Annotated in this window: 19 protein-coding genes; 11 read left to right on the top strand and 8 right to left on the bottom strand. The window is 64.7% G+C overall.

The features are described from left to right. Positions 1–77 precede the first annotated feature (77 nt). Entirely contained in the window at positions 78–1,265 is a 1,188-nt protein-coding gene (locus ACFUCV_RS01870) for a TerC family protein (RefSeq protein ID WP_380811391.1), read from the top strand. Positions 1,266–1,370: 105 nt separating this feature from the next. On the opposite strand, the gene galK is transcribed toward ACFUCV_RS01870, so the two are convergent. The 3 genes from galK to ACFUCV_RS01855 are packed head-to-tail and all read right to left on the bottom strand — an operon-like array spanning position 1,371 to position 4,527. After that, the gene (gene galK / locus ACFUCV_RS01865) at positions 1,371–2,564 is read right to left on the bottom strand and encodes a galactokinase (RefSeq protein WP_380811389.1); all 1,194 of its coding nucleotides are present in this window, start codon (positions 2,562–2,564) and stop codon (positions 1,371–1,373) included. Continuing rightward, positions 2,561–3,679: a galactose-1-phosphate uridylyltransferase gene (gene galT / locus ACFUCV_RS01860; RefSeq protein WP_380811387.1), complete on the bottom strand. Its 1,119-nt coding sequence runs from the start codon at positions 3,677–3,679 to the stop codon at positions 2,561–2,563. Before galT ends, galK begins: the two co-directional genes overlap by 4 nt. Continuing rightward, complete coding sequence (locus tag ACFUCV_RS01855; RefSeq protein WP_380811385.1) at positions 3,676–4,527, bottom strand: DeoR/GlpR family DNA-binding transcription regulator; 852 nt, start codon at positions 4,525–4,527, stop codon at positions 3,676–3,678. The genes galT and ACFUCV_RS01855 overlap by 4 nt, the downstream gene beginning before the upstream one ends. Before the next feature lie 140 nt (positions 4,528–4,667). On the opposite strand from ACFUCV_RS01855, the gene ACFUCV_RS01850 reads away from it, so the two are divergent. The 3 genes from ACFUCV_RS01850 to ilvA all read left to right on the top strand — a co-directional run bounded on the left by ACFUCV_RS01850 (position 4,668) and on the right by ilvA (position 8,199). Then, positions 4,668–5,594, top strand: a complete 927-nt coding sequence (locus tag ACFUCV_RS01850; RefSeq protein WP_380811383.1) for an aldose 1-epimerase family protein — start codon at positions 4,668–4,670, stop codon at positions 5,592–5,594. A gap of 111 nt (positions 5,595–5,705) precedes the next feature. After that, positions 5,706–6,869: an AI-2E family transporter gene (locus ACFUCV_RS01845; RefSeq protein ID WP_380811381.1), complete on the top strand. Its 1,164-nt coding sequence runs from the start codon at positions 5,706–5,708 to the stop codon at positions 6,867–6,869. A 91-nt stretch (positions 6,870–6,960) separates the two neighbouring features. Beyond that, complete coding sequence (ilvA, locus tag ACFUCV_RS01840) at positions 6,961–8,199, top strand: threonine ammonia-lyase (RefSeq protein WP_380811379.1); 1,239 nt, start codon at positions 6,961–6,963, stop codon at positions 8,197–8,199. A gap of 60 nt (positions 8,200–8,259) precedes the next feature. On the opposite strand, the gene greA is transcribed toward ilvA, so the two are convergent. Together greA and ACFUCV_RS01830 are read right to left on the bottom strand one after the other, a co-directional pair. Beyond that, positions 8,260–8,751 carry a transcription elongation factor GreA gene (gene greA, locus ACFUCV_RS01835; RefSeq protein WP_380811377.1) on the bottom strand — a complete coding sequence of 164 codons (492 nt, stop codon included), beginning with the start codon at positions 8,749–8,751 and terminating at the stop codon, positions 8,260–8,262. Positions 8,752–8,941: 190 nt separating this feature from the next. After that, positions 8,942–9,379 (bottom strand): DUF4307 domain-containing protein, encoded by a 438-nt coding sequence (locus ACFUCV_RS01830; protein WP_380811375.1) that lies wholly within the window; start codon positions 9,377–9,379, stop codon positions 8,942–8,944. A 140-nt stretch (positions 9,380–9,519) separates the two neighbouring features. Here ACFUCV_RS01830 and mca point away from each other — a divergent pair, with 140 nt between their 5' ends. Both mca and ACFUCV_RS01820 read left to right on the top strand, forming a co-directional pair. Beyond that, complete coding sequence (mca, locus tag ACFUCV_RS01825) at positions 9,520–10,428, top strand: mycothiol conjugate amidase Mca (RefSeq protein WP_380811373.1); 909 nt, start codon at positions 9,520–9,522, stop codon at positions 10,426–10,428. Between the two features lie 59 nt (positions 10,429–10,487). Beyond that, a complete protein-coding gene (locus ACFUCV_RS01820) occupies positions 10,488–10,835 on the top strand; it encodes a hypothetical protein (protein ID WP_380811371.1) in 348 nt (115 codons plus the stop codon). Between the two features lie 97 nt (positions 10,836–10,932). On the opposite strand, the gene ACFUCV_RS01815 is transcribed toward ACFUCV_RS01820, so the two are convergent. Further along, positions 10,933–11,580 (bottom strand): hemolysin III family protein, encoded by a 648-nt coding sequence (locus ACFUCV_RS01815; RefSeq protein ID WP_380811369.1) that lies wholly within the window; start codon positions 11,578–11,580, stop codon positions 10,933–10,935. Positions 11,581–11,757: 177 nt separating this feature from the next. On the opposite strand from ACFUCV_RS01815, the gene ACFUCV_RS01810 reads away from it, so the two are divergent. The 4 genes from ACFUCV_RS01810 (at position 11,758) to ACFUCV_RS01795 (ending at position 15,022) form a co-directional block, all read left to right on the top strand. Further along, positions 11,758–12,519 carry an isoprenyl transferase gene (locus tag ACFUCV_RS01810; RefSeq protein WP_380811476.1) on the top strand — a complete coding sequence of 254 codons (762 nt, stop codon included), beginning with the start codon at positions 11,758–11,760 and terminating at the stop codon, positions 12,517–12,519. A 207-nt stretch (positions 12,520–12,726) separates the two neighbouring features. Beyond that, on the top strand, positions 12,727–14,058 hold the full coding sequence (locus ACFUCV_RS01805) for a PhoH family protein (RefSeq protein ID WP_380811474.1): 1,332 nt from the start codon (positions 12,727–12,729) through the stop codon (positions 14,056–14,058). A gap of 392 nt (positions 14,059–14,450) precedes the next feature. Continuing rightward, a complete protein-coding gene (locus tag ACFUCV_RS01800; RefSeq protein WP_380811367.1) occupies positions 14,451–14,645 on the top strand; it encodes a hypothetical protein in 195 nt (64 codons plus the stop codon). Positions 14,646–14,857: 212 nt separating this feature from the next. Next, on the top strand, positions 14,858–15,022 hold the full coding sequence (locus tag ACFUCV_RS01795) for a hypothetical protein (RefSeq protein WP_380811365.1): 165 nt from the start codon (positions 14,858–14,860) through the stop codon (positions 15,020–15,022). Here the strand turns inward: ACFUCV_RS01795 and ACFUCV_RS01790 are convergent. Further along, the gene (locus ACFUCV_RS01790; protein ID WP_380811363.1) at positions 15,017–15,739 is read right to left on the bottom strand and encodes a hypothetical protein; all 723 of its coding nucleotides are present in this window, start codon (positions 15,737–15,739) and stop codon (positions 15,017–15,019) included. The two genes, ACFUCV_RS01795 and ACFUCV_RS01790, sit on opposite strands and share 6 nt — an antisense overlap. Before the next feature lie 69 nt (positions 15,740–15,808). On the opposite strand from ACFUCV_RS01790, the gene ACFUCV_RS01785 reads away from it, so the two are divergent. After that, positions 15,809–16,324: a prepilin peptidase gene (locus ACFUCV_RS01785; protein ID WP_380811361.1), complete on the top strand. Its 516-nt coding sequence runs from the start codon at positions 15,809–15,811 to the stop codon at positions 16,322–16,324. Between the two features lie 82 nt (positions 16,325–16,406). Here the strand turns inward: ACFUCV_RS01785 and hutH are convergent, their stop codons facing one another. Then, complete coding sequence (gene hutH, locus ACFUCV_RS01780; protein WP_380811359.1) at positions 16,407–17,963, bottom strand: histidine ammonia-lyase; 1,557 nt, start codon at positions 17,961–17,963, stop codon at positions 16,407–16,409. Positions 17,964–18,069 lie beyond the last annotated feature (106 nt).

Below are 18,069 nucleotides of genomic sequence, written 5' to 3'. Positions count from 1 at the left end.
ACCACCAACCAGCACCCCGGTGCGCGGACCAAAGGTCCGGCACCGGAAGATTTGTTCACAACTAGCGAAAGCAGCCCATGAACGTTACCCCCACGGTTTGGGGCATTACCATTGTTGTCATTTTGGCCCTGCTGGCCTTTGACTACTTCTTCCACATCCGCAAGGCGCACATCCCCACCCTGAAGGAAGCGGCCATCTGGTCCTCCATCTATGTGGGCCTGGCAGTCATCTTTGGTGTTGTGGTGCTCGCCCTGGGCGGCGGCACCATGGGCAGCGAGTACTTTGCCGGATACATCACCGAGAAGGCGCTGAGCGTTGACAACTTGTTTGTCTTCCTGGTCATTATGGCCAGCTTCAAGGTTCCGCGTGAAGATCAGCAAAAGGTGCTGCTCTTTGGCATTGTCTTTGCCCTGATTGCCCGCACGGCGTTCATTTTTGCCGGCGCGGCCCTGATCAACACCTGGTCCTGGATGTTCTACATCTTCGGCATCATCCTGCTCATCACCGCCGGGAACCTGCTCAAGGGTGAGGAAGGCGGCGACGACGACGCTGACAACTTCGTCATCAAGCTGGCCAAGCGCTTCCTGCGAACCTCCGAACACTACGACGGCGACAAGCTCATCACGGTGGTCGACGGCAAGAAGCTGCTCACTCCCATGTTGTTGGTGATGGTGGCCATTGGTGGAACGGATTTGCTGTTCGCCCTGGACTCCATTCCGGCCATCTTCGGTTTGACGCAGAACGTCTACATTGTGTTTACAGCCACCGCCTTCTCACTCATGGGCCTGCGCCAGCTGTACTTCCTTCTGGACGGACTGCTTGACAGGCTTATTTACCTCTCCTACGGCCTGGCCACCATTTTGGCCTTCATTGGTGTGAAGCTGGTGCTTCACGCCCTGCATGAGAACACCCTGCCGTTCATCAATGGCGGTGAGCACGTGCCGGTCTTTGAGATCACCACGGGCCTGTCACTGTCGGTGATCATTGGCGTGCTGTTCGTGACCATTGTGGCTTCCCTGGTCAGCAAGTCCGGCAAGGCGCAGACGGTGTTCAACAATGCCCGCCGCCACGCAACGAGCTACTTGGAGCTGGAGTACACCGCCGATCCCCAGGAGCGCGAGCGCGTCTACAACCAGCTCATGGAAGAGGAAAAGGCCATTGCCGTCATGGAACCCAAGTTCCGTGACAAGCACCCGGAATCCGAGGAGATCCTGGTGCAGATTGAACAGGCACACCAGGCCCACCGGGACCACCTGAACGCCTAGGCCTTCCTCAAGGCTGGGTCCACACAAAGGGTCCCGGACCTTCCCGGCCACTTCGGTGGCAGGAAGGTCCGGGACCCTTTGTGTGCTTGCGGTCCGACGCCCGTGCTAGGGCACCCGGTGGGCGCCGGCGGCGGGGGAGACGGTGAAGATGTCCGGTGCCGTGAAGCCGGCGCCGGCAAAGGAGCTTTCCACCGCTGCCCGCACCCCGGCCTCCGCAGCCGCGGGAATGAGGGCTATGGCCGAGCCGCCAAAACCGCCACCTGTCATCCGGGCCCCGAGGGCGCCATGGTTCAGCGCCGTCTCCACGGCGAGGTCCAGCTCGGGGCAGGAAATTTCAAAGTCATCGCGCATGGAGGCATGGCTGGCGGTGAGCAGCTCTCCAATGGCACCCGGTCCGGCGTCGTCCAGGAGGGCAACAGTGTCCAGCACCCGCTGGTTTTCACTCACAATGTGCCGCACCCGGCGGAAGGTCTCCGGATCGAGCAGGCCGGCAGCCTCATTCAGCTCCGATGCCGCCACGTCGCGCAGGGCCGCAACGCCCAGCACCTCGGCGCCCAGCTCGCACGATGCCCGCCGGGCCGCATAGCCGCCCGTGGCGTGGGCGTGGGTGACCTTGGTGTCAATGACCAGGATGAGCAAACCGTTGGCCGCAAGATCCAGGGGCACCAGTTTCGACGATTGCTCCCGGCAGTCCAGGAACACCGCATGCCCGGCGGTGGAGAGCAGGGAGGCGGACTGGTCCAGGATTCCCGTAGGTGCACCAACCACTTCATTTTCCGCGCGCTGGCCCACCAGCACCAGTTCGTTCAGGCTCAGCCCGCCGGCACCGAGCTCATTGAAGGCGGTGGCGACGGCGCATTCGATCGCCGCCGAGGAGGACAGGCCCGCACCCGAGGGCACCGTGGAATGCAGATACAGGTCAAAGCCGCCCGTTTCAATGCCCATCTGACGCAGCACCCACACCACGCCCAGGGGGTAGGCGGTCCAGCCGTTCATGGTCCCGGCGGAAAGGGTGCCCAGGTCCACGCTCACCAGCTCCGGCTGCCCGTAGCTGGAAATCAGCCGCGCGGTGTTGCCGCTGCGCCGCCGGATGGCCACCATGGCCGTGCGGTCAATGGCAAAGGGCAGCACAAAGCCGTCGTTGTAGTCGGTGTGCTCACCAATGAGGTTCACCCGTCCAGGGGCGGCCCAGATGCCCTCGGGCCGGTCTCCGAAGGTGGTTTCAAAGGCCGCGGCAAGCTGCTCCGCGGCAAGCTGCTCTGGGTTCGGGTTCGGGTTCGGGTTCGGGGGGATGCTCATGCCTGTCCTGCTTTCATCCTGGCTGCAACCTGGCGCAACGCGGCTGCGGTTTGTTCGGGGGTGGTGTCATTGATGAAGGCTCCCATGGCGGCTTCCGAGCCGGCCAGGAACTTCAATTTGTCGGCGGCGCGGCGGGGGGAGGTCAATTCCAGGTGGAAGCGGCCGGCCGGGCGCAGGACGGCGTCGAGCGGCGCCTGGTGCCAGGCCGCAATGTAGGGCGTGGGGGTGTCATATATGCCGTCAACAACCCGCAGCAGGTCCAGGTACATCTGGGCAAGTTCGTCCCGCTCCTCCCCTGTCAGGGCAGCAAAGTCGGGCACATGGCGGTGCGGTGTGAGGTGTATTTCCAGGGGCATGTGCGCGGCAAACGGCACGTAGGCGCTGAAGTGCCTGCCCTGGGCCACCATGCGCTCACCTGCGGCGGACTCCTGGGACACGATGTGCCCCAGGAGGGTTTCCCGGCCGTCATGGGCGTCATAAAAGGTGCGTGCCGTGGCAGCCATGACCTGGCTGCGGGGCGGCACATAGGAGTAGGCATAAATTTGGCCGTGGGGATGGTGCAGCGTGACACCAATGTCCTGGCCGCGGTTCTCAAAGGGGAACACCTGCTTGATCCCCGGCAGCGCACTCAGCGCCTCGGTGCGGTGTGCCCAGGCGTCAATGACGGTCCGGGCCCGTTCGGTGGACAGCGAGGCAAAGGACGCTGTGTGCTCCGGGGTGAAGGCCACCACTTCGCAGCGGCCAAAGGCGCGCCCCATGGTGCCCCAGGCGGGGGCCGGCGGGATTTCTCCGGTGGCCGAACCCAGGGAGGGGAAGCGGTTTTCAAAGACAGCCACGTCGTAGCTGGAGTCCGGGATTTCTGAGAGGTTGCTGCCGGTGCTCGGACACAGCGGGCATTGATCGGCCGGGGGCAGGTAGGTGCGCGTTTGGCGGTGCGCGGCAATGGCCACCCAGTCACCTGTCAGCGCATCAAAACGCAGCTCGCCGGTGTTCTCAATGGAACGCGGATCCAGGGGCCGGGTGTCGGGGGCGCCGTGAACCTTGGCAACACCGCCGTCGTCAAAGTAGATAAGCTCCCGGCCATCGGCGAGTTGGGTGCTGGTAGCGGTAGTCATGAGGTCTTCCTGGTGGAGGGGGCGGGGATGGTCCCGGCAGCCTGGCCTGCAGTGGCGGCGGCCCGGGGGGCTTGGATGAAGCGGGGAACGAGGCCGGAGAACAGCGTGCCCGTGGCGGCACCCACCTTGGCATCGGTGATGATGATCTCCACCGCCGCCAGGGGGGCAATGGAGGCGAGCGAACGGACATGGAACTTGGTGCTGTCGGCGAGCACCACCAGCCGTGAGCTGGCCTGCACAAACGCTGCATTGGTTTCCGCCTCCAGCCAGTTGGGACTGGTCAGGCCGCGGTCGGCGTCAATGCCGTGGACACCCATGAAACACAGGTCGGTGTTGAGCCGGTCCAGGGCCATGCGGGCCACGGGACCCACCAGGGCCTCGGACACCGTGCGTTCACCGCCGGTGAGAATGACCTTCAAATCCGGGTCGCCCTGCTGCAAATACAGCAGCTGGGCAACTTTCAGGGAGTTTGTCACCACCGTCAAGCCGCGCAGCCGGTCCAGTTCCGGGGCCAGGCGCACGGCCAGTTGATAGGTGGTGGTGCCGCCGGTGAACGCCACAGTCATCCCGGGGGAGACCAGGGCCAGCGCCTGTTCGGCAATGGCCAGTTTGGCCTCCAGCTCCTTATCCACATTGAGCAGGAATCCCGGTTCCACCGAACTCAGCCGGGCCAGACGCGTGGCCCCACCGTGGATCCTGCGGGCCAGGCCGCTTTGATCCAGGACTTCAATGTCCCGGCGGATGGTCATTTCACTGACATTGAGCGAGGCGGCTATGTCAGCCACCCGCACGGCTTCATGGAGCTGCAGCTCCTTCAGGATGCGGGCTTGGCGTTCCGGGGCCAACATGGCTTCTCCTCCAATCCGCTGACAGGGACTTGCACTGAAATAAACACTTTCAAACAAAATATTACATTATGTGGAACAAAATGGCGCGTTCGGCGGGGGTTTGCGCAGTGTGGCGGGCCGCTGCCCTGTAATCTGGGCCCATGACTTCTCCTGCAGCCCCCCGTCCAGCCGCCACCGGCGCCCAGCATGTCTTGCGCCACGGCGGGGCCACCGCCATTGTCACCTCGCTGGCCGCCGGCCTGCGCCACTACGAACGCAACGGGGTGGAGCTGGTGGCCGGCTACCCGGAGGATGCCATCGCCCCACGCGGTGCCGGGATCACCTTGGCTCCCTTCGCCAACCGGATTGCGGACGGCCTGTGGCATTTGGACGGCGAGCCGCAGCAGCTGGACATCACCGAGGTTCCGCTGCGCAACGCCATCCACGGGCTGCTGCGCAACACCGGCTACCAGGCGCTGGAAAGCAGCCCAAGGCATGTGCTGCTGGAGGCCGTCATCCACCCGCAGCACGGCTACCCCTTTCTGGCCCGGCACCAGGTGCGCTACGAGCTCACTGCCGGCGGCCATCTGCGGGTGGCGCAGACGCTGATCAATGATTCCGCCCGGTCCGCCCCCGGGGTGTTGGGCGCCCACCCCTACCTCACCCTGGGCGGACAGGAACCGGAAACCTTGATGCTGCAGGTCCATGCCAACCAGTATCTGGGCGCGGACGAACGCATGATCCCCACCTTCAGCGCGCCGGTGGCCGGTCCCTTCGATCTGCGTGCCGGCAGGGCCCTGGCCGAGTCCCACATGGATGCCACCTTCACCGGACTGATCACGGACGACGGCGCAGCCTGGCACACGCTTTCGGCCCCGGACGGCAGCCGCGTGGGACTGTGGCATGACGCCACAGTGCAGTACCTGCACGTCTATGTCACAGACCTTTTTCCGGGCCGTTCGGTGGCCGTGGCCATGGAACCCATGACGGGCCCGGCAAACGCCTTCAATTCCGGGGAGTCTCTGCGCTGGCTGGAGCCGGGGGAGTCCTTCACCATGAATTGGGGCATAGATTCCACGGGGATCTAAACCCCCGCCCCTTCTTTGCCCGGCAGGGCGCGGCAGGAACGCCGGCACGCGCGCATGCGGGGGCAATAACTTCGGTTACCGTATTTTTTCCAGATAGGGAATCATTGGGCTATGACGCCCGAACAGCTGCGCCCCGAGCGCGAAGTCCAAAACGACTCGTCAGTGGTACCTTTTGGCATGCGCGTGGCAGGTGCCTGGTCATGGCGGATAGTCGTTATCCTGCTGGCCGTTGGCATCCTCGTGTGGATCATGGGCAAGATCACCGTGCTGCTGATCCCCGTCATGGTGGCCGCCCTGCTGGCGGCACTGCTGAGCCCGGTGGTCTATGGGCTCAGGCGCATTGGGCTGCCCTTGGGATTGAGCGTGGCCGTGGCGGAGCTTGGCCTGATTGTGGTGGTGGTGGGCGGACTGTTCCTGGTGGGCCGTCAAATGGTTTCAGGCATCCGTGAGCTCAGCGCGCAGGCCATCACCGGGTTGATTCAAATTGAGGAATGGCTGAAATCGGGGCCGCTGAGTTTGAGCACCGATGAGATTTCCGGCTACCTGGACGATGCCTTGAAGGCCCTGCAGGACAACAGCGGCTCGATCGCCTCCTCGGCCGTGGGCATTGGCAGCACCTTTGGCCACTTTGCCGTGGGGCTGATCCTGACATTGTTCATCTTGATTTTCTTCCTGCTCGAAGGCGGGCGCATTTGGACCTTTGTGGTGCACCTGATGCCGCGCCGCTCCCGTCCGGCCGTCGACGGCGCAGGCCGCCGCGGCTGGCTGTCCCTGGGCAACTACGTGCGTGTGCAGATCCTCGTGGCCGCTGTCGACGCTGTCGGCATTGGTGCCGGTGCGGCCATCATTCAAGTACCCTTGGCGTTGCCGTTGGCGGTCTTGGTGTTCATTGGTTCCTTCATCCCGGTGGTGGGTGCCCTTGTCACCGGTGCCGTGGCCGTGCTGCTGGCCCTGGTGGCCAATGGCTGGGTCAACGCCCTGATCATGCTCGGCATTGTGCTCCTGGTCCAGCAGGCCGAAAGCCATCTGCTCCAGCCACTGGTCATGGGCCGCGCCGTGAATTTGCACCCGGTGGCCGTCATCCTTGCCGTCGCCGCCGGCTCCAGCGTCGCCGGCATTCTTGGCGCCCTCTTTGCGGTGCCCCTGCTGGCCGTGGCCAACTCCTTCATCCGCTACATTGTGGACCGGGGCTGGGAGCACGATCCGGCGCTTCCGGACATTTACGGACTGCCCCGGCCCCTGTCCGATGCCCCTGCTGCCGGGGATGCCAAGTAGCCACCGGCCGGCACCCCACCTGAAGGCGGTGGCCGGAATGCGCCACCTTGCCCCAACACCTCCCACCCGTGATGAGAAAGAGAACTGTATTGTGAACGCCTCCCCCGAGCTGCCCGTAAACCTGAACGCCGTTGAAGAGGCCCGGGAACTGCTGCAGGAGATCATTGCGCTCACGCCCATTGAAAATTCGCGGGCGCTGGGCCGGATGACCGGGTCCGAGGTGTATTTCAAGTGCGAAAATCTGCAGCGGGCCGGATCCTTCAAGGTCCGCGGGGCGTATGTGCGCATGGCCAAATTGTCACTGGACGAGCGGGCCCGCGGGGTGGTGGCAGCCTCGGCCGGCAACCACGCCCAGGGCGTGGCCGTGGCCGCCAAGGCCCTGGGGATCAAGGCGCGGATCTACATGCCCATGGGCGTGGCGCTGCCCAAACTGGCCGCCACGCGCGGGCACGGGGCCGAAGTGGTGTTGCACGGCTTCAATGTCGACGAATCCCTGGCCGAGGCGCAACGCTACGCCAATGAATCCGGTGCGGTCTTTGTGCACCCCTTCGACAATGTTGACGTGGTGGCCGGCCAGGGCACCATTGGCCTGGAAATCCTGGAGCAGATTCCCCACGTGGACACCATTGTCATGGGGGTGGGCGGGGGCGGGCTCCTTGCCGGCGTGGCGGTGGCGGTCAAGGCCCGGGCCAAGGAACTGGGGCGGGAGATCCGCATCATTGGGGTCCAGGCCGAGAACGCCGCCGCCTACCCGCCCTCGCTGGCAGCTGACGCACTGGTGCCGCTGAAGAAGGTGTCCACCATGGCCGACGGCATTGCCGTGGGACGGCCCGGCCAGCTGCCGTTTTCCATCATCCGCGAACTTGTCGACGACGTGGTCACCGTCAGTGAGGAATCCTTGGCCCGGGCGCTGATCTTTTTGCTCGAGCGCGCCAAAATGGTGGTGGAGCCCGCCGGCGCGGTGGGCGTGGCGGCCCTCATGGAAGCCAAAATTGAGAACCCCGGCACCACGGCCGTGATCCTTTCCGGCGGGAACATTGACCCCATGCTGATGCTCAAGGTCATTCAGCGTGGTCTGGCCGCAGCGGGCCGGTTCATGACGGTGCGCATGATGCTGGACGACCGGCCAGGGTCATTGGCCACCATTTCGCGCATCATTGCCGAAAACGACGCGAATGTCACTGGCTTGGACCACACCCGGGTGGGCGGTTCCATCTCCATGGGGGACGTCTCCATCACCGTGAACCTTGAAACCAAGGGCCATGAACACTGCGAACTGGTGCTTACTGCATTGCGCTCCGAAGGTTTCCAACCCATCGTGGTGCACTGACGGTGGACACGAAAAAGGCCGGGGTTTTCCACCCGGCCTTTTTCGCGTCAATGCCGGCAGTTAGGCCTCGTACGGCTTTGCGGAAAGAATTTCCACGGCAATTTCCCTGCCGTTGGGGGCCAGGTAGCTGAGCTTGTCGCCCACCTTGTGGCCCATGATCGCGGCGCCAAGCGCGGAGCGCTCACTGTAGACCTCAAGCTCACCGGCACCCACTTCACGGCTTCCCAGCAGGAAGGTGGTTTCATCGCCCGCGATCGTGGCAACGACCACCATGCCCTGTTCCACAATGCCGTCGTCGGCCGGTGCTTCGCCCACACGGGCGTTGCGCAGCATTTCACTGAGCTGACGGATCCGGGCCTCAATCTTGCCCTGCTCGTCCTTGGCAGCGTGGTAGCCGCCATTTTCCTTCAGGTCGCCTTCTTGGCGGGCCTGCTCAATTTTGCTGACAATCTCTGCTCTGCCCGCGCCGGAGAGCTGGGTCAGCTCCGCCTGCAGTCGGTCATATGCTTCCTGCGTCAGCCATGCAGAGGGCGCACTGTTGGTTGTAGGCACGTAGTTCTCCTTGAATGTACAAAGCAAAGGCCCCGCAGGTAGTGATCCAGAGAAGCTCAGGCCTGCACACGGTGTAACGGGTGCACAATCCGACGCTGAAATTTCCTTAGATCCACCCGGCGGGGCAGAAGGTAATAGGAACCAGTTTAGTCAATGCGGGCGATAAACCCAAGAAAGCCGCAATCCAGTGTTACGGGCCCTGCGCAATCCAGCATTCTTCAACCACCCCTGTGACGGCCAGGGAGTCGGTGCGCACCTCGCCGCGGACCACTGTGGTGCGGCCGCCTTCGCTGCCCACATCCTTGGCGTTGGGACCAATGGTGATGACCTTCCAGCCCACCACGGCGTAGCTGCCGTTCATGGCCTTGAGGGCGCAGCGGGCGGTGGCGTCCGGGTCCTTGGTCACAGTCAGTTCCACGGTGGTCATGGTGCTGTCCGCCACGTTGTAGCCCAGGAGTTTATTGCTAACCCCCGTGGTGGAGCCTGCAACGACCCACAGCACCCAGCCCACGGACAGCGCAGCGGCCACCACTAGCCAAATGTTGCGGGTTTTTTTGGACAGTCCCCGCTTGGGTGTGCCGTAACGATTGACTAGGCTGGTAGGGGCTGGAGAATCAGAAGTTGTCACTGCATCCACTAATGTCTATGCCGCTGGCAGCGGCCTGGGCGCCTCTTTGCTGGAGGCGTTGGACTGCCACCAGTTTAGCGTTTTTTGAACCACCTGTTTTCCCCCGGTACACAGCGATTCACAGAAATGAAGGTAGCACCGTGAACACCAGCCAGAGCCCCGACGGCCAGAGCCTGCGACTATTGGCCGTCCATGCCCACCCCGATGACGAGGCCAGCAAGGGTGCGGCCATGATGGCCTCCTATGCCGCCTCTGGTGTGGAAGTGATGGTGGCAAGCTGCACTGGCGGGGAGCGCGGGGACATTCAAAATCCCGCCATGGTGGGCGATCCCCACTCCGCACGCGACATGGGCGGTGCACGGCACCTGGAAATGGCCAAGTCCGCACACATCCTGGGCATCTCCCACCGGTGGCTGGGATTCACCGATTCCGGACTGCCCGAGGGTGATCCGCTGCCGGAACTGCCCGTGAACTGCTTTGCCCTCAAGCCCTTGGAAATTGCCGCAGCACCCCTGGTGCGCCTGGTCCGCCGGTTCAAACCGCACGTGATTGTCTCCTACGACGAAAACGGCGGTTACCCGCACCCGGACCACATCATGGCGCACAAGGTTGCCGTGGAGGCATTCCACGCAGCGGGGGATCCGCTGCAGTACCCCGGCACCGGGGAGCCCTGGGAGCCTGCCAAGCTGTACTACGATCTGGCCTTCAACCCGCAGCGTTTCCGCGCCCTGCATTTTGCGCTGGAGGAAGCGGGCCTGACCTCCCCGTATGCCGCACGGCTGGCCAACTGGCTTGAAGCGGACCCTGAGGGCCACACGCCCCTGGAGGGATCGCATCCCACCACCACCCAAATTGATTGCGGCGACTTCTTTGAAAAACGGGACGCCGCCCTGCGGGCCCATGCCACCCAGGTGGATCCGGAAGGTTTCTTCTTTGCCGTCACCCCCGAGCTGCAGCGCAAGGTGTGGCCCTGGGAGGACTATTCATTGATTGAATCCCGCGTCCCCACGCAGACCCCGGAACATGACCTCTTTGCTGGCCTACGATAGATAGTGAACGTTACCCGGACGGCACCCAGCCTGCCGGGGAGCAAAGGAAAGACACCACTGTGCACACTTTGATTTTAATTGCCGCCACCGACCCCGCCATTCCCAGTGACCCGGGGTTGCGCCCGGGACTCACCGAAGACCAGGTCACTCCGGGCCTGCTGGGCTTCCTCATCACCTTTTTCATTGTGGCCGTCATGGTGTTCTTGATCCGTGACATGGTCAAGCGCATCCGCCGGGTCCGCTACCGCGAGCAGCTGGTGGGCCCCGGCGACGCAAACCAGAGGCCCGACCACCTGGGCATTCCCATGATGAGCGAATCCGCCATGCAGGAAGCCAGCTACACCTTTGAAGATGACTTTCCAGCCCCCGGCGCAGGGAAAGGCGCCCCCGGCGCAGAGGGCAAATAGCGGACCCCACACCGGACGGCAGGGAACCCGGCGCGTCCGTGCGCCGGGTTCCCTGCCGTAAGGTCCGGCCGTTTGGCCAGCCGTTAAGTCCCGGCCGTTAGCCCAGGACCACCAGGACCACAGCAATAAAGTGCGTGCTGAAGGCTGCCACCGTCAGTGCGTGGAACAGCTCGTGAAAGCCAAAGTGGCGGTGGCTGAAGTTGGGTTTTTTGATGCCGTAAATCACGGCCCCGGCAATGTACATCGCCCCGCCCGCGCAGATGAGCAGCGTGGGCACCGCGCCCGCGGCCCAGAAATCGGGCAGGAAAAACAGGGCAGTCACGCCCAGCAGGACGTAAATGGGCACATAGAGCCAGCGTGGCGCCCCCACCCACAGCACCCGGAACAACACCCCGGCCACGGCACCGGACCAGATCATCCACAGCAGCAGTGTTGCGGTGGGACGGGGCAGCATCAGGTAGGACAGGGGCGTGTAGGACCCGGCAATGACCAGCATGATGTTGCTGTGGTCAAGCCGTTTGAGCCGCACCCGGGTGCGGGGCTGCCAGCTTCCCCGGTGGTACAGGGCGCTGGTGCCAAAGAGCAGGACCCCGGTGACCACGTAGATCGCGCAGGCCACCCGCACGCCCGTTCCCGGGGCCAACAGCACCAGCACTGTCCCGGCAATGAGCACCACCGGCGTCATGCCCGCATGGAGCCAACCACGCCAGGACGGCTTCAGGTCAAGATCGGGGGTCGGGTTCATGCACACAGCATAACGTGCGCCAGCTCCTTTATTACTGACCGGTAACTGGCTGCCGCGCCCGCCGTGCATATTTTTTCCGGGACAGGCGGGTACTCTGGAACGAGCAAGCTTCGTACGGCCGCAGGGCCATGATTGGCAAAGGTCCGGTGCACGTTTATGCGGTTTTCCACCGCGTCCATGCGGATGCCCAGAATTCTGTACAACTTCTACGAACGCAGCCTGAGCAAATCCTTGGACGCTGCGAAGGTGCCGGCGCACATTGGCGTCATGGTGGACGGCAACCGCCGCTGGGCCAAACAGTTCAATGCCCCCACCGGCCACGGCCACCAGGCCGGTGCGGACAAGATCCTGGAGTTTTTGGGCTGGTGCCAGGAACTGGGCATCAAGGTGGTGACGCTGTACATGCTCTCAACGGACAATATGAACCGTTCGGTGGAGGAACTCGACGAGCTGATGGGGATCATTGCCAACACCATGGACCTGTTGGATGCCGACGCCGACATCAGCGTCCACGCCATGGGCGCCCCGGAACTGCTGCCTGACTACTTGGCTGCCCGGCTGTCGTCCCTGACGGCCCGGGTTCCGGCCCGGGAGCGCATCCACGTCAACATGGCCATAGGTTACGGTGGCCGGCGGGAAATTGTCGACGCCGTCCGGGAGCTGCTCTGCGACGCCAACACGGCCGGGCGCACCATCATGGACGTCGCGGAGAGCCTCACCGTTGAGGACATTTCCCAGTTCCTCTACACCCGCGGGCAGCCTGATCCCGATCTGGTCATCCGCACCTCCGGCGAGCAGCGCCTCTCCGGCTTTCTCATGTGGCAAAGCGCCTACAGCGAGTTTTATTTTTGTGAGGCGCTCTGGCCCGCCTTCCGCAAAATTGATTTCCTGCGCGCACTGCGTGATTATGCCGGGCGCAGCCGCCGCTTTGGCAGCTGAACGCCGCCGCCAAGCCGTGGCGGCCAAGGTGTTAAGGCCGGCGCCGCGCAAAGTTCACTGCAACTTTTCGGGCACAGCCCTGCTTAAGGAGCAGGAACAGGGGTAGCTTGGTGTCATCGCTCAGGCACCCCGCCTGAACGCACCGACTGAATTTTCCGGGGCGCAGCAACGGTCCGGAAAAGGGCTGGAGCACACGTGGTCGACACCTTGAACCTTGGGCAGTTCCCGCACACCCCGCGCTTGGAAACAGCAGTGCGCAGTTTTGTCATTGACACCTCGGTTTTGCTCGCCGATCCCCGCGCCATCACGCGCTTTGCCGAACACCACGTGGTGTTGCCGATCGTGGTGGTCTCGGAACTGGAGGGCAAGCGCCACGACCCCGAGCTGGGCTACTTTGCCCGTGCTGCGCTGCGGCTGCTCGATGAACTGCGTGAACGCCACGGCAGCCTCAGCACAGCCATCCCGGTGGGGGACGACGGCGGGACCCTGCGGGTGGAATTGAACCACGTATCCCTTGAAGTGCTTCCCGCCGGCATGCGCGGCACCGACAATGACGCGCGCATTTTGGCGGTGGCCAAAAACCTGGCCAACGGGGGCCAAAACGTCACCGTGGTCTCCAAGGATGTGCCGCTGCGCATCAAGGCATCGGCGCTGGGGTTGACGGCGGAGGTGTACCGCAGCGAACTGGTGCATGATTCGGGCTGGACGGGCGTGGCCGACATTGACGCCACGGAGATCGAGGTGGCCGCCCTGTACAACCATGAAGCCGTGGCGATTCCCGAGGCGGCGGTGCTGCCCGTCAACACGTCCCTGATCATCGCCAGCAACCGCGGCTCGGCCCTGGGCCGGGTGGGGGAGGACCAGCGGGTGCACCTGGTGCGCGGGGACAGGGAGGTCTTTGGCCTGCACGGGCGCTCCGCCGAACAGCGTCTGGCGTTGGATCTGCTGATGGATCCCGGGGTGGGGATCGTGTCCCTGGGCGGGCGCGCCGGGACGGGCAAGAGTGCCTTGGCCCTGTGCGCGGGGCTGGAGGCGGTGCTGGAACGCAATGAACACCGCAAAGTGGTGGTGTTCCGGCCCCTGTATGCGGTGGGCGGCCAGGAGCTGGGGTATTTGCCGGGATCCGAGAACGAGAAAATGAACCCCTGGGCGCAGGCGGTCTTTGATACGCTCGGCTCCCTGGTCTCAGCCACCGTCATGGAGGAGGTGGTGGAGCGTGGGCTGTTGGAGGTGCTGCCTCTGACCCACATCCGCGGCCGGTCCCTGCACGACTCCTTTGTCATTGTGGACGAGGCGCAGTCTTTGGAGAAGAACGTGCTGCTGACGGTGATGAGCCGCATTGGCCAGCGCTCCAAGATTGTCCTGACCCACGACGTCGCCCAACGGGACAATTTGCGGGTGGGCCGCCACGACGGGATTGCGGCAGTGGTGGAGATCCTCAAGGGCCACCCGTTGTTTGGGCATGTGACCTTGCTGCGCTCGGAACGCTCCGCAATTGCCGCGCTGGTTTCGGACATGCTCGAGCGCAGCGAAATGTAGACCCGCCCCCCTTTACCAACGCCCGCAGGGCACGGCGGAATGGGGAGGTCTTCCTTTCAGTTCAGCAGCCGGCCGGCCAACGACCACTTGCTGATGAAAGGTGGTGAAGCTGCCATGACAGGAAATAGCTGAACAGCGCAGAGCGCCTTCATTTGCGCCTGTCGGCGAACTGGCTGGCAGCCGGGCTGCGTGTAATTGTCTTTCCCTTCGTGGAAGTCCTGTACGGGCTTGGCGACGGTGCCGGCTGAAAATCCACAGCGGGGCCGTTTCAGGCAGCGCGCCCCATCCGGCAATTGAACGCGGCAGGCTGCCGGGCCTGCTGTACGACGGGCGCCGCGCAATCACGCTTCCGGGCTTTGACGACGACGTTGCGTCTGTGGGCGGGCGCAGGCATGCTGAACTGGCGCAGCTGCCCTTTTGACGAGGAGGACTCGATGGTGCGCTCCCACACCCGCAGCATTGAGGGCGAAGAGGGCTGCAGTGTCCTGGAACGACTGTGGGAGCGCCCGGCGGTCAGAGTCATTTCCCTGGCGGCGGGGCCCCGCCGGGGTGGCCCGGGCAGCCGTGCCGTCCATGGCGGCCGCTGAGCTGGGCTTCCGCACGGTCGCGGGGCAAAAGGTGGAAAGGGTGGCCGGACAATTGCGACGCTGGGTCGAGGGCAACATCAGCGACGGCTATGGCCACAGTCTTTCAGTGTCAATGGAGACGGCCCAGGAGTTTTGCCGCACACCGGAGAACCCTTTTCGCAGGCACTGTCCCAAGCCATGGCCAAAGGGTTTGGGGTGGCCCGGCAGACTTGTTGTCCAAGGCATTGGACATCCCGGTGATTTTCTTCGGCACCGGGCTGGTGCAGGACAACTGGCATGACAGCGATGAGAGCGTGTCCTTGGAAATGCTCCGCGCCGGAGCCGCAACCCTGGCCCACCTGTGGGCGGACCGGGGCGGCGTCCAGGTCAGCTCATGACCAAGAGCCTCCCCGGCCTGGGGACGGCAGATCGATGCCGGATTCAAAGAGCTCATCGGGCATGTATTCATTGACAGCCACCAAGACCATCCAGTGCCCGGCACCCTGGTTCGGGCCCTCAAGTGACGTTGCCGCCACACAGACGCCGGTTTCCAGATCAATGCGTACTTTTGTCCGGCCGGGAAACAGCAGCGGGGCGTCGGCAAACACCGGCCGGTAGCTGCTGCCGGGGGTGAGGATGGCCTCGACGGCATCCCTGCCATAGTGGCTGATAGCGGTAATGGCCGAAACGTCCGCCGGGTTGGCGAAGGGTGTTTCCAGGGGCACGGGATGCTCGCCGGAAAGTTCCACCGGGTCCAGTGCCGCCGAGGCGCGGCCGGTGCCGTAGGCCGGTTCGCCGTAGAGGGCCTCGGGGCGGCGGACCACATAGCCGTCGTCGTCCTTGATGGGGTTGACCAGGGCGGGCGGCAACAGCCACGGCTTGCGGCTGCCGCTGATGTACAGGGATCCTTTGGAGGCATTGATGCCGGTGGTGCCTGCCAGCAGGGTGCCGTCCGGAGCTTCCACGCGCAGGGCTCCGGGCCGGCGCACCCAGCAGTGCACGGCGGGGGTGGCCAGGCCCGTGTGGTGCAGTTCGAACCGCAGCGATTCCCAGCGCCACGGCGATGAGCGGCACAGGTTCCTAAAGGCTGTCACTGACATGAAGGCGGCGCTCATGGCTCCAAGCTTATCCCCAGGCGTGCCGCCGCCCTCCCGCTGCCGGCCCACGTGGCGTAGCATCGCGCTATGGTCACGCGCCTGGCTCAATTGTGGGAGGAAAGCACCCTGGCGCTGCTGTGCGCCGTTGCCGCCTGCGGATATTTCCTGTGGCTGGCCCTGGTGCTGAGCGTCATTGACATCCGTACCCACAGGCTTCCCGACCGCTTGGTGCTGCCGGCCTATCCGCTGGCAGGGGTGCTGCTGCTGGCTGCGGCGCTCGCAGCCAAAGAGCCGCACCACGCGCTCAATGCCGCTGGCGGCGCGCTGGCCCTCGGGGCCCTGTACTGGCTGCTGTGGGCCCTTTACCCGCAGGGCATGGGCTTTGGGGACGTTAAACTGGCCGGGGTGCTGGGGCTTTATCTGGGATTTCTGGGCTGGAGCCACGTGCTGTGGGGGGCCGCGGCCGGTTTTGTGGCCGGCGGGCTGTGGGGCGTGGCCGTCATGGCCAGCGGGCGGGGCACGGCAAAGACTGCCATCCCCTTTGGCCCCGCCATGCTGGTGGGCGCAGGAATGGTCATGGCATTGCTGCCGGCGCCCGGCTAAATTCCGCCACGCCTCCCACGCCGCCTGCGCACTGTTGCCGGCCGGCCGGGGTGCCGGGGCAGTGGGTGGTGTGGTGCCGGCGCTAGGCCAGCGGGGTCTCCAGCGCGGAGTTCGCTGCGTCCACAATGGCGGCATTGGCCACCAGCAGGCGCACTGCCTCGATTTCCGGGGCGATGAACCTGTCGGTGCCCGGGCCCGGCACCTGCCCGCGGATCACCGAGCGCACCGCGGTGATCACCGGCGAGGACTTGGAAAACTCCAGGCCGCCGTCGCGCATGTCCAGCGCGCGGGCGTTGGTGAGCAGTTCGATGGCCAGTACGCGTGCCAATCCGTCAATTGCCTTGCGCAGCTTCAGCCCCGCATGCCAGCCCATGGAGACGTGGTCCTCCTGCATGGCGGAGGAGGGTATCGAGTCCACCGAGGCCGGCACTGCCAGGCGCTTGAGCTCCGAGACGATGCCGGCGGCGGTGTATTGGGCGATCATGTGCCCTGAATCCACCCCCGGGTCGTCGGCCAGGAAGGCGTTCAGGCCGTGGTTGCGGGCCGTGTCCAGGAAACGGTCGGTGCGGCGCTCGGAGATCGAGGCCAGATCCGCCACCGCGATCGCCAAAAAGTCCAGCACGTAGCCGATGGGGGCGCCGTGGAAGTTGCCGTTGGATTCGACCCGGCCGTCGAGGGTGACCACCGGGTTGTCGATGGCCGAGGCCAGTTCAATGGCGGCGACCGACTCTGCGTGGGCGAGCGTGGCGCGCACGGCACCGTGAACCTGGGGGGCGCAGCGCAGCGAGTAGGCATCCTGCACCCGGGTGAACGTGTGGGCGTCGGCCTTTTGTGCGGCGATCAGGGGCGAGCCGGCCAAGACGGCGCGCATGTTGGCTGCCGAGTCGCGTTGCCCCGGGTGCGGGCGCAGCGCATGCAGCTCGGCGGCGAAGACCGCGTCGGTGCCCAGCAGGCCCTCGACGCTCATGGCCGCTGCAATGTCTGCGGTGGACGCCAGCAGGTGCAGATCGGCGGCGGCCATCAGCAGCATGCCCAGCATCCCGTCGGTGCCGTTGATCAGCGCCAGGCCTTCCTTTTCCGCCAGCACGAGCGGTTCGATGCCCGCGGCGGCCAGGGCATCGGCGGCATCAAGCAAGGTGCCTTCGGCATTGCGCACCTTGCCCTCGCCCATCACGGCCAGCGCGCAGTGCGAGAGCGGGGCCAGATCCCCGGAGCAGCCCAGCGAGCCGTATTCCCCCACCACGGGGGTGATGGCGGCATTGAGCAGCGCCGCGTAGCTCCGGGCAACCACCGGGCGTACCCCGGTGCGGCCGGTGGCCATGGTGGAGAGCCGGTTGAGCATCAGCCCCCGCACGATTTCCCGATCCGCCTCGGTGCCGGAGGACGCTGCATGCGAGCGGATCAGCGAGCGCTGCAGCTGGGTGCGCAGCCCGATCGGGATCTGCTTGGTGGCCAGGGCGCCGAAGCCGGTGGACACCCCGTAGTGCGGAACCGTGTCGGTGACCAGCGCCTCGATGACGGCGCGCGAATCGGCCATGGCCGCCAGGGACCCGGCGGACAGCTCGACCGGGACCAGGTGGCGGGCCACGGCGACGACGTCGGCGGGGCTTAGGGCTGTGGTGGTGACGGTGACGGTCATGGTGTCCTTTCGGGAGCGGTTTCCGCCCGCACGGGTGACGAAACCTTGCCATCGAGTGAAATACACGTTTCAATAAGTGAAACGCAAGCAGTGTCAAAGGGCAAGC

The sequence above is a fragment of the Specibacter sp. NPDC057265 genome (genome assembly GCF_042668835.1).
Classification (GTDB): domain Bacteria; phylum Actinomycetota; class Actinomycetes; order Actinomycetales; family Micrococcaceae; genus Specibacter.
Note: the sequence above shows the minus strand (reverse complement) of the source record. Positions and strands in the feature narration are given on the sequence as shown.

Excerpts from the sequence above, each read along its gene's own strand:
- ACFUCV_RS01815 (WP_380811369.1), bottom strand. The coding sequence starts at position 11,580 with ATGAACCCGACCCCCGATCTTGACCTGAAGCCGTCCTGGCGTGGTTGG.
- ACFUCV_RS01800 (WP_380811367.1), top strand. The coding sequence starts at position 14,451 with ATGCTGAACTGGCGCAGCTGCCCTTTTGACGAGGAGGACTCGATGGTG.
- ACFUCV_RS01870 (WP_380811391.1), top strand. The coding sequence starts at position 78 with ATGAACGTTACCCCCACGGTTTGGGGCATTACCATTGTTGTCATTTTG.
- ACFUCV_RS01845 (WP_380811381.1), top strand. The coding sequence starts at position 5,706 with ATGACGCCCGAACAGCTGCGCCCCGAGCGCGAAGTCCAAAACGACTCG.
- ACFUCV_RS01855 (WP_380811385.1), bottom strand. The coding sequence starts at position 4,527 with ATGTTGGCCCCGGAACGCCAAGCCCGCATCCTGAAGGAGCTGCAGCTC.
- hutH (WP_380811359.1), bottom strand. The coding sequence starts at position 17,963 with ATGACCGTCACCGTCACCACCACAGCCCTAAGCCCCGCCGACGTCGTC.
- galT (WP_380811387.1), bottom strand. The coding sequence starts at position 3,679 with ATGACTACCGCTACCAGCACCCAACTCGCCGATGGCCGGGAGCTTATC.
- ACFUCV_RS01810 (WP_380811476.1), top strand. The coding sequence starts at position 11,758 with ATGCGGATGCCCAGAATTCTGTACAACTTCTACGAACGCAGCCTGAGC.
- galK (WP_380811389.1), bottom strand. The coding sequence starts at position 2,564 with ATGAGCATCCCCCCGAACCCGAACCCGAACCCGAACCCAGAGCAGCTT.
- ACFUCV_RS01850 (WP_380811383.1), top strand. The coding sequence starts at position 4,668 with ATGACTTCTCCTGCAGCCCCCCGTCCAGCCGCCACCGGCGCCCAGCAT.
- ACFUCV_RS01785 (WP_380811361.1), top strand. The coding sequence starts at position 15,809 with ATGGTCACGCGCCTGGCTCAATTGTGGGAGGAAAGCACCCTGGCGCTG.
- ACFUCV_RS01790 (WP_380811363.1), bottom strand. The coding sequence starts at position 15,739 with ATGAGCGCCGCCTTCATGTCAGTGACAGCCTTTAGGAACCTGTGCCGC.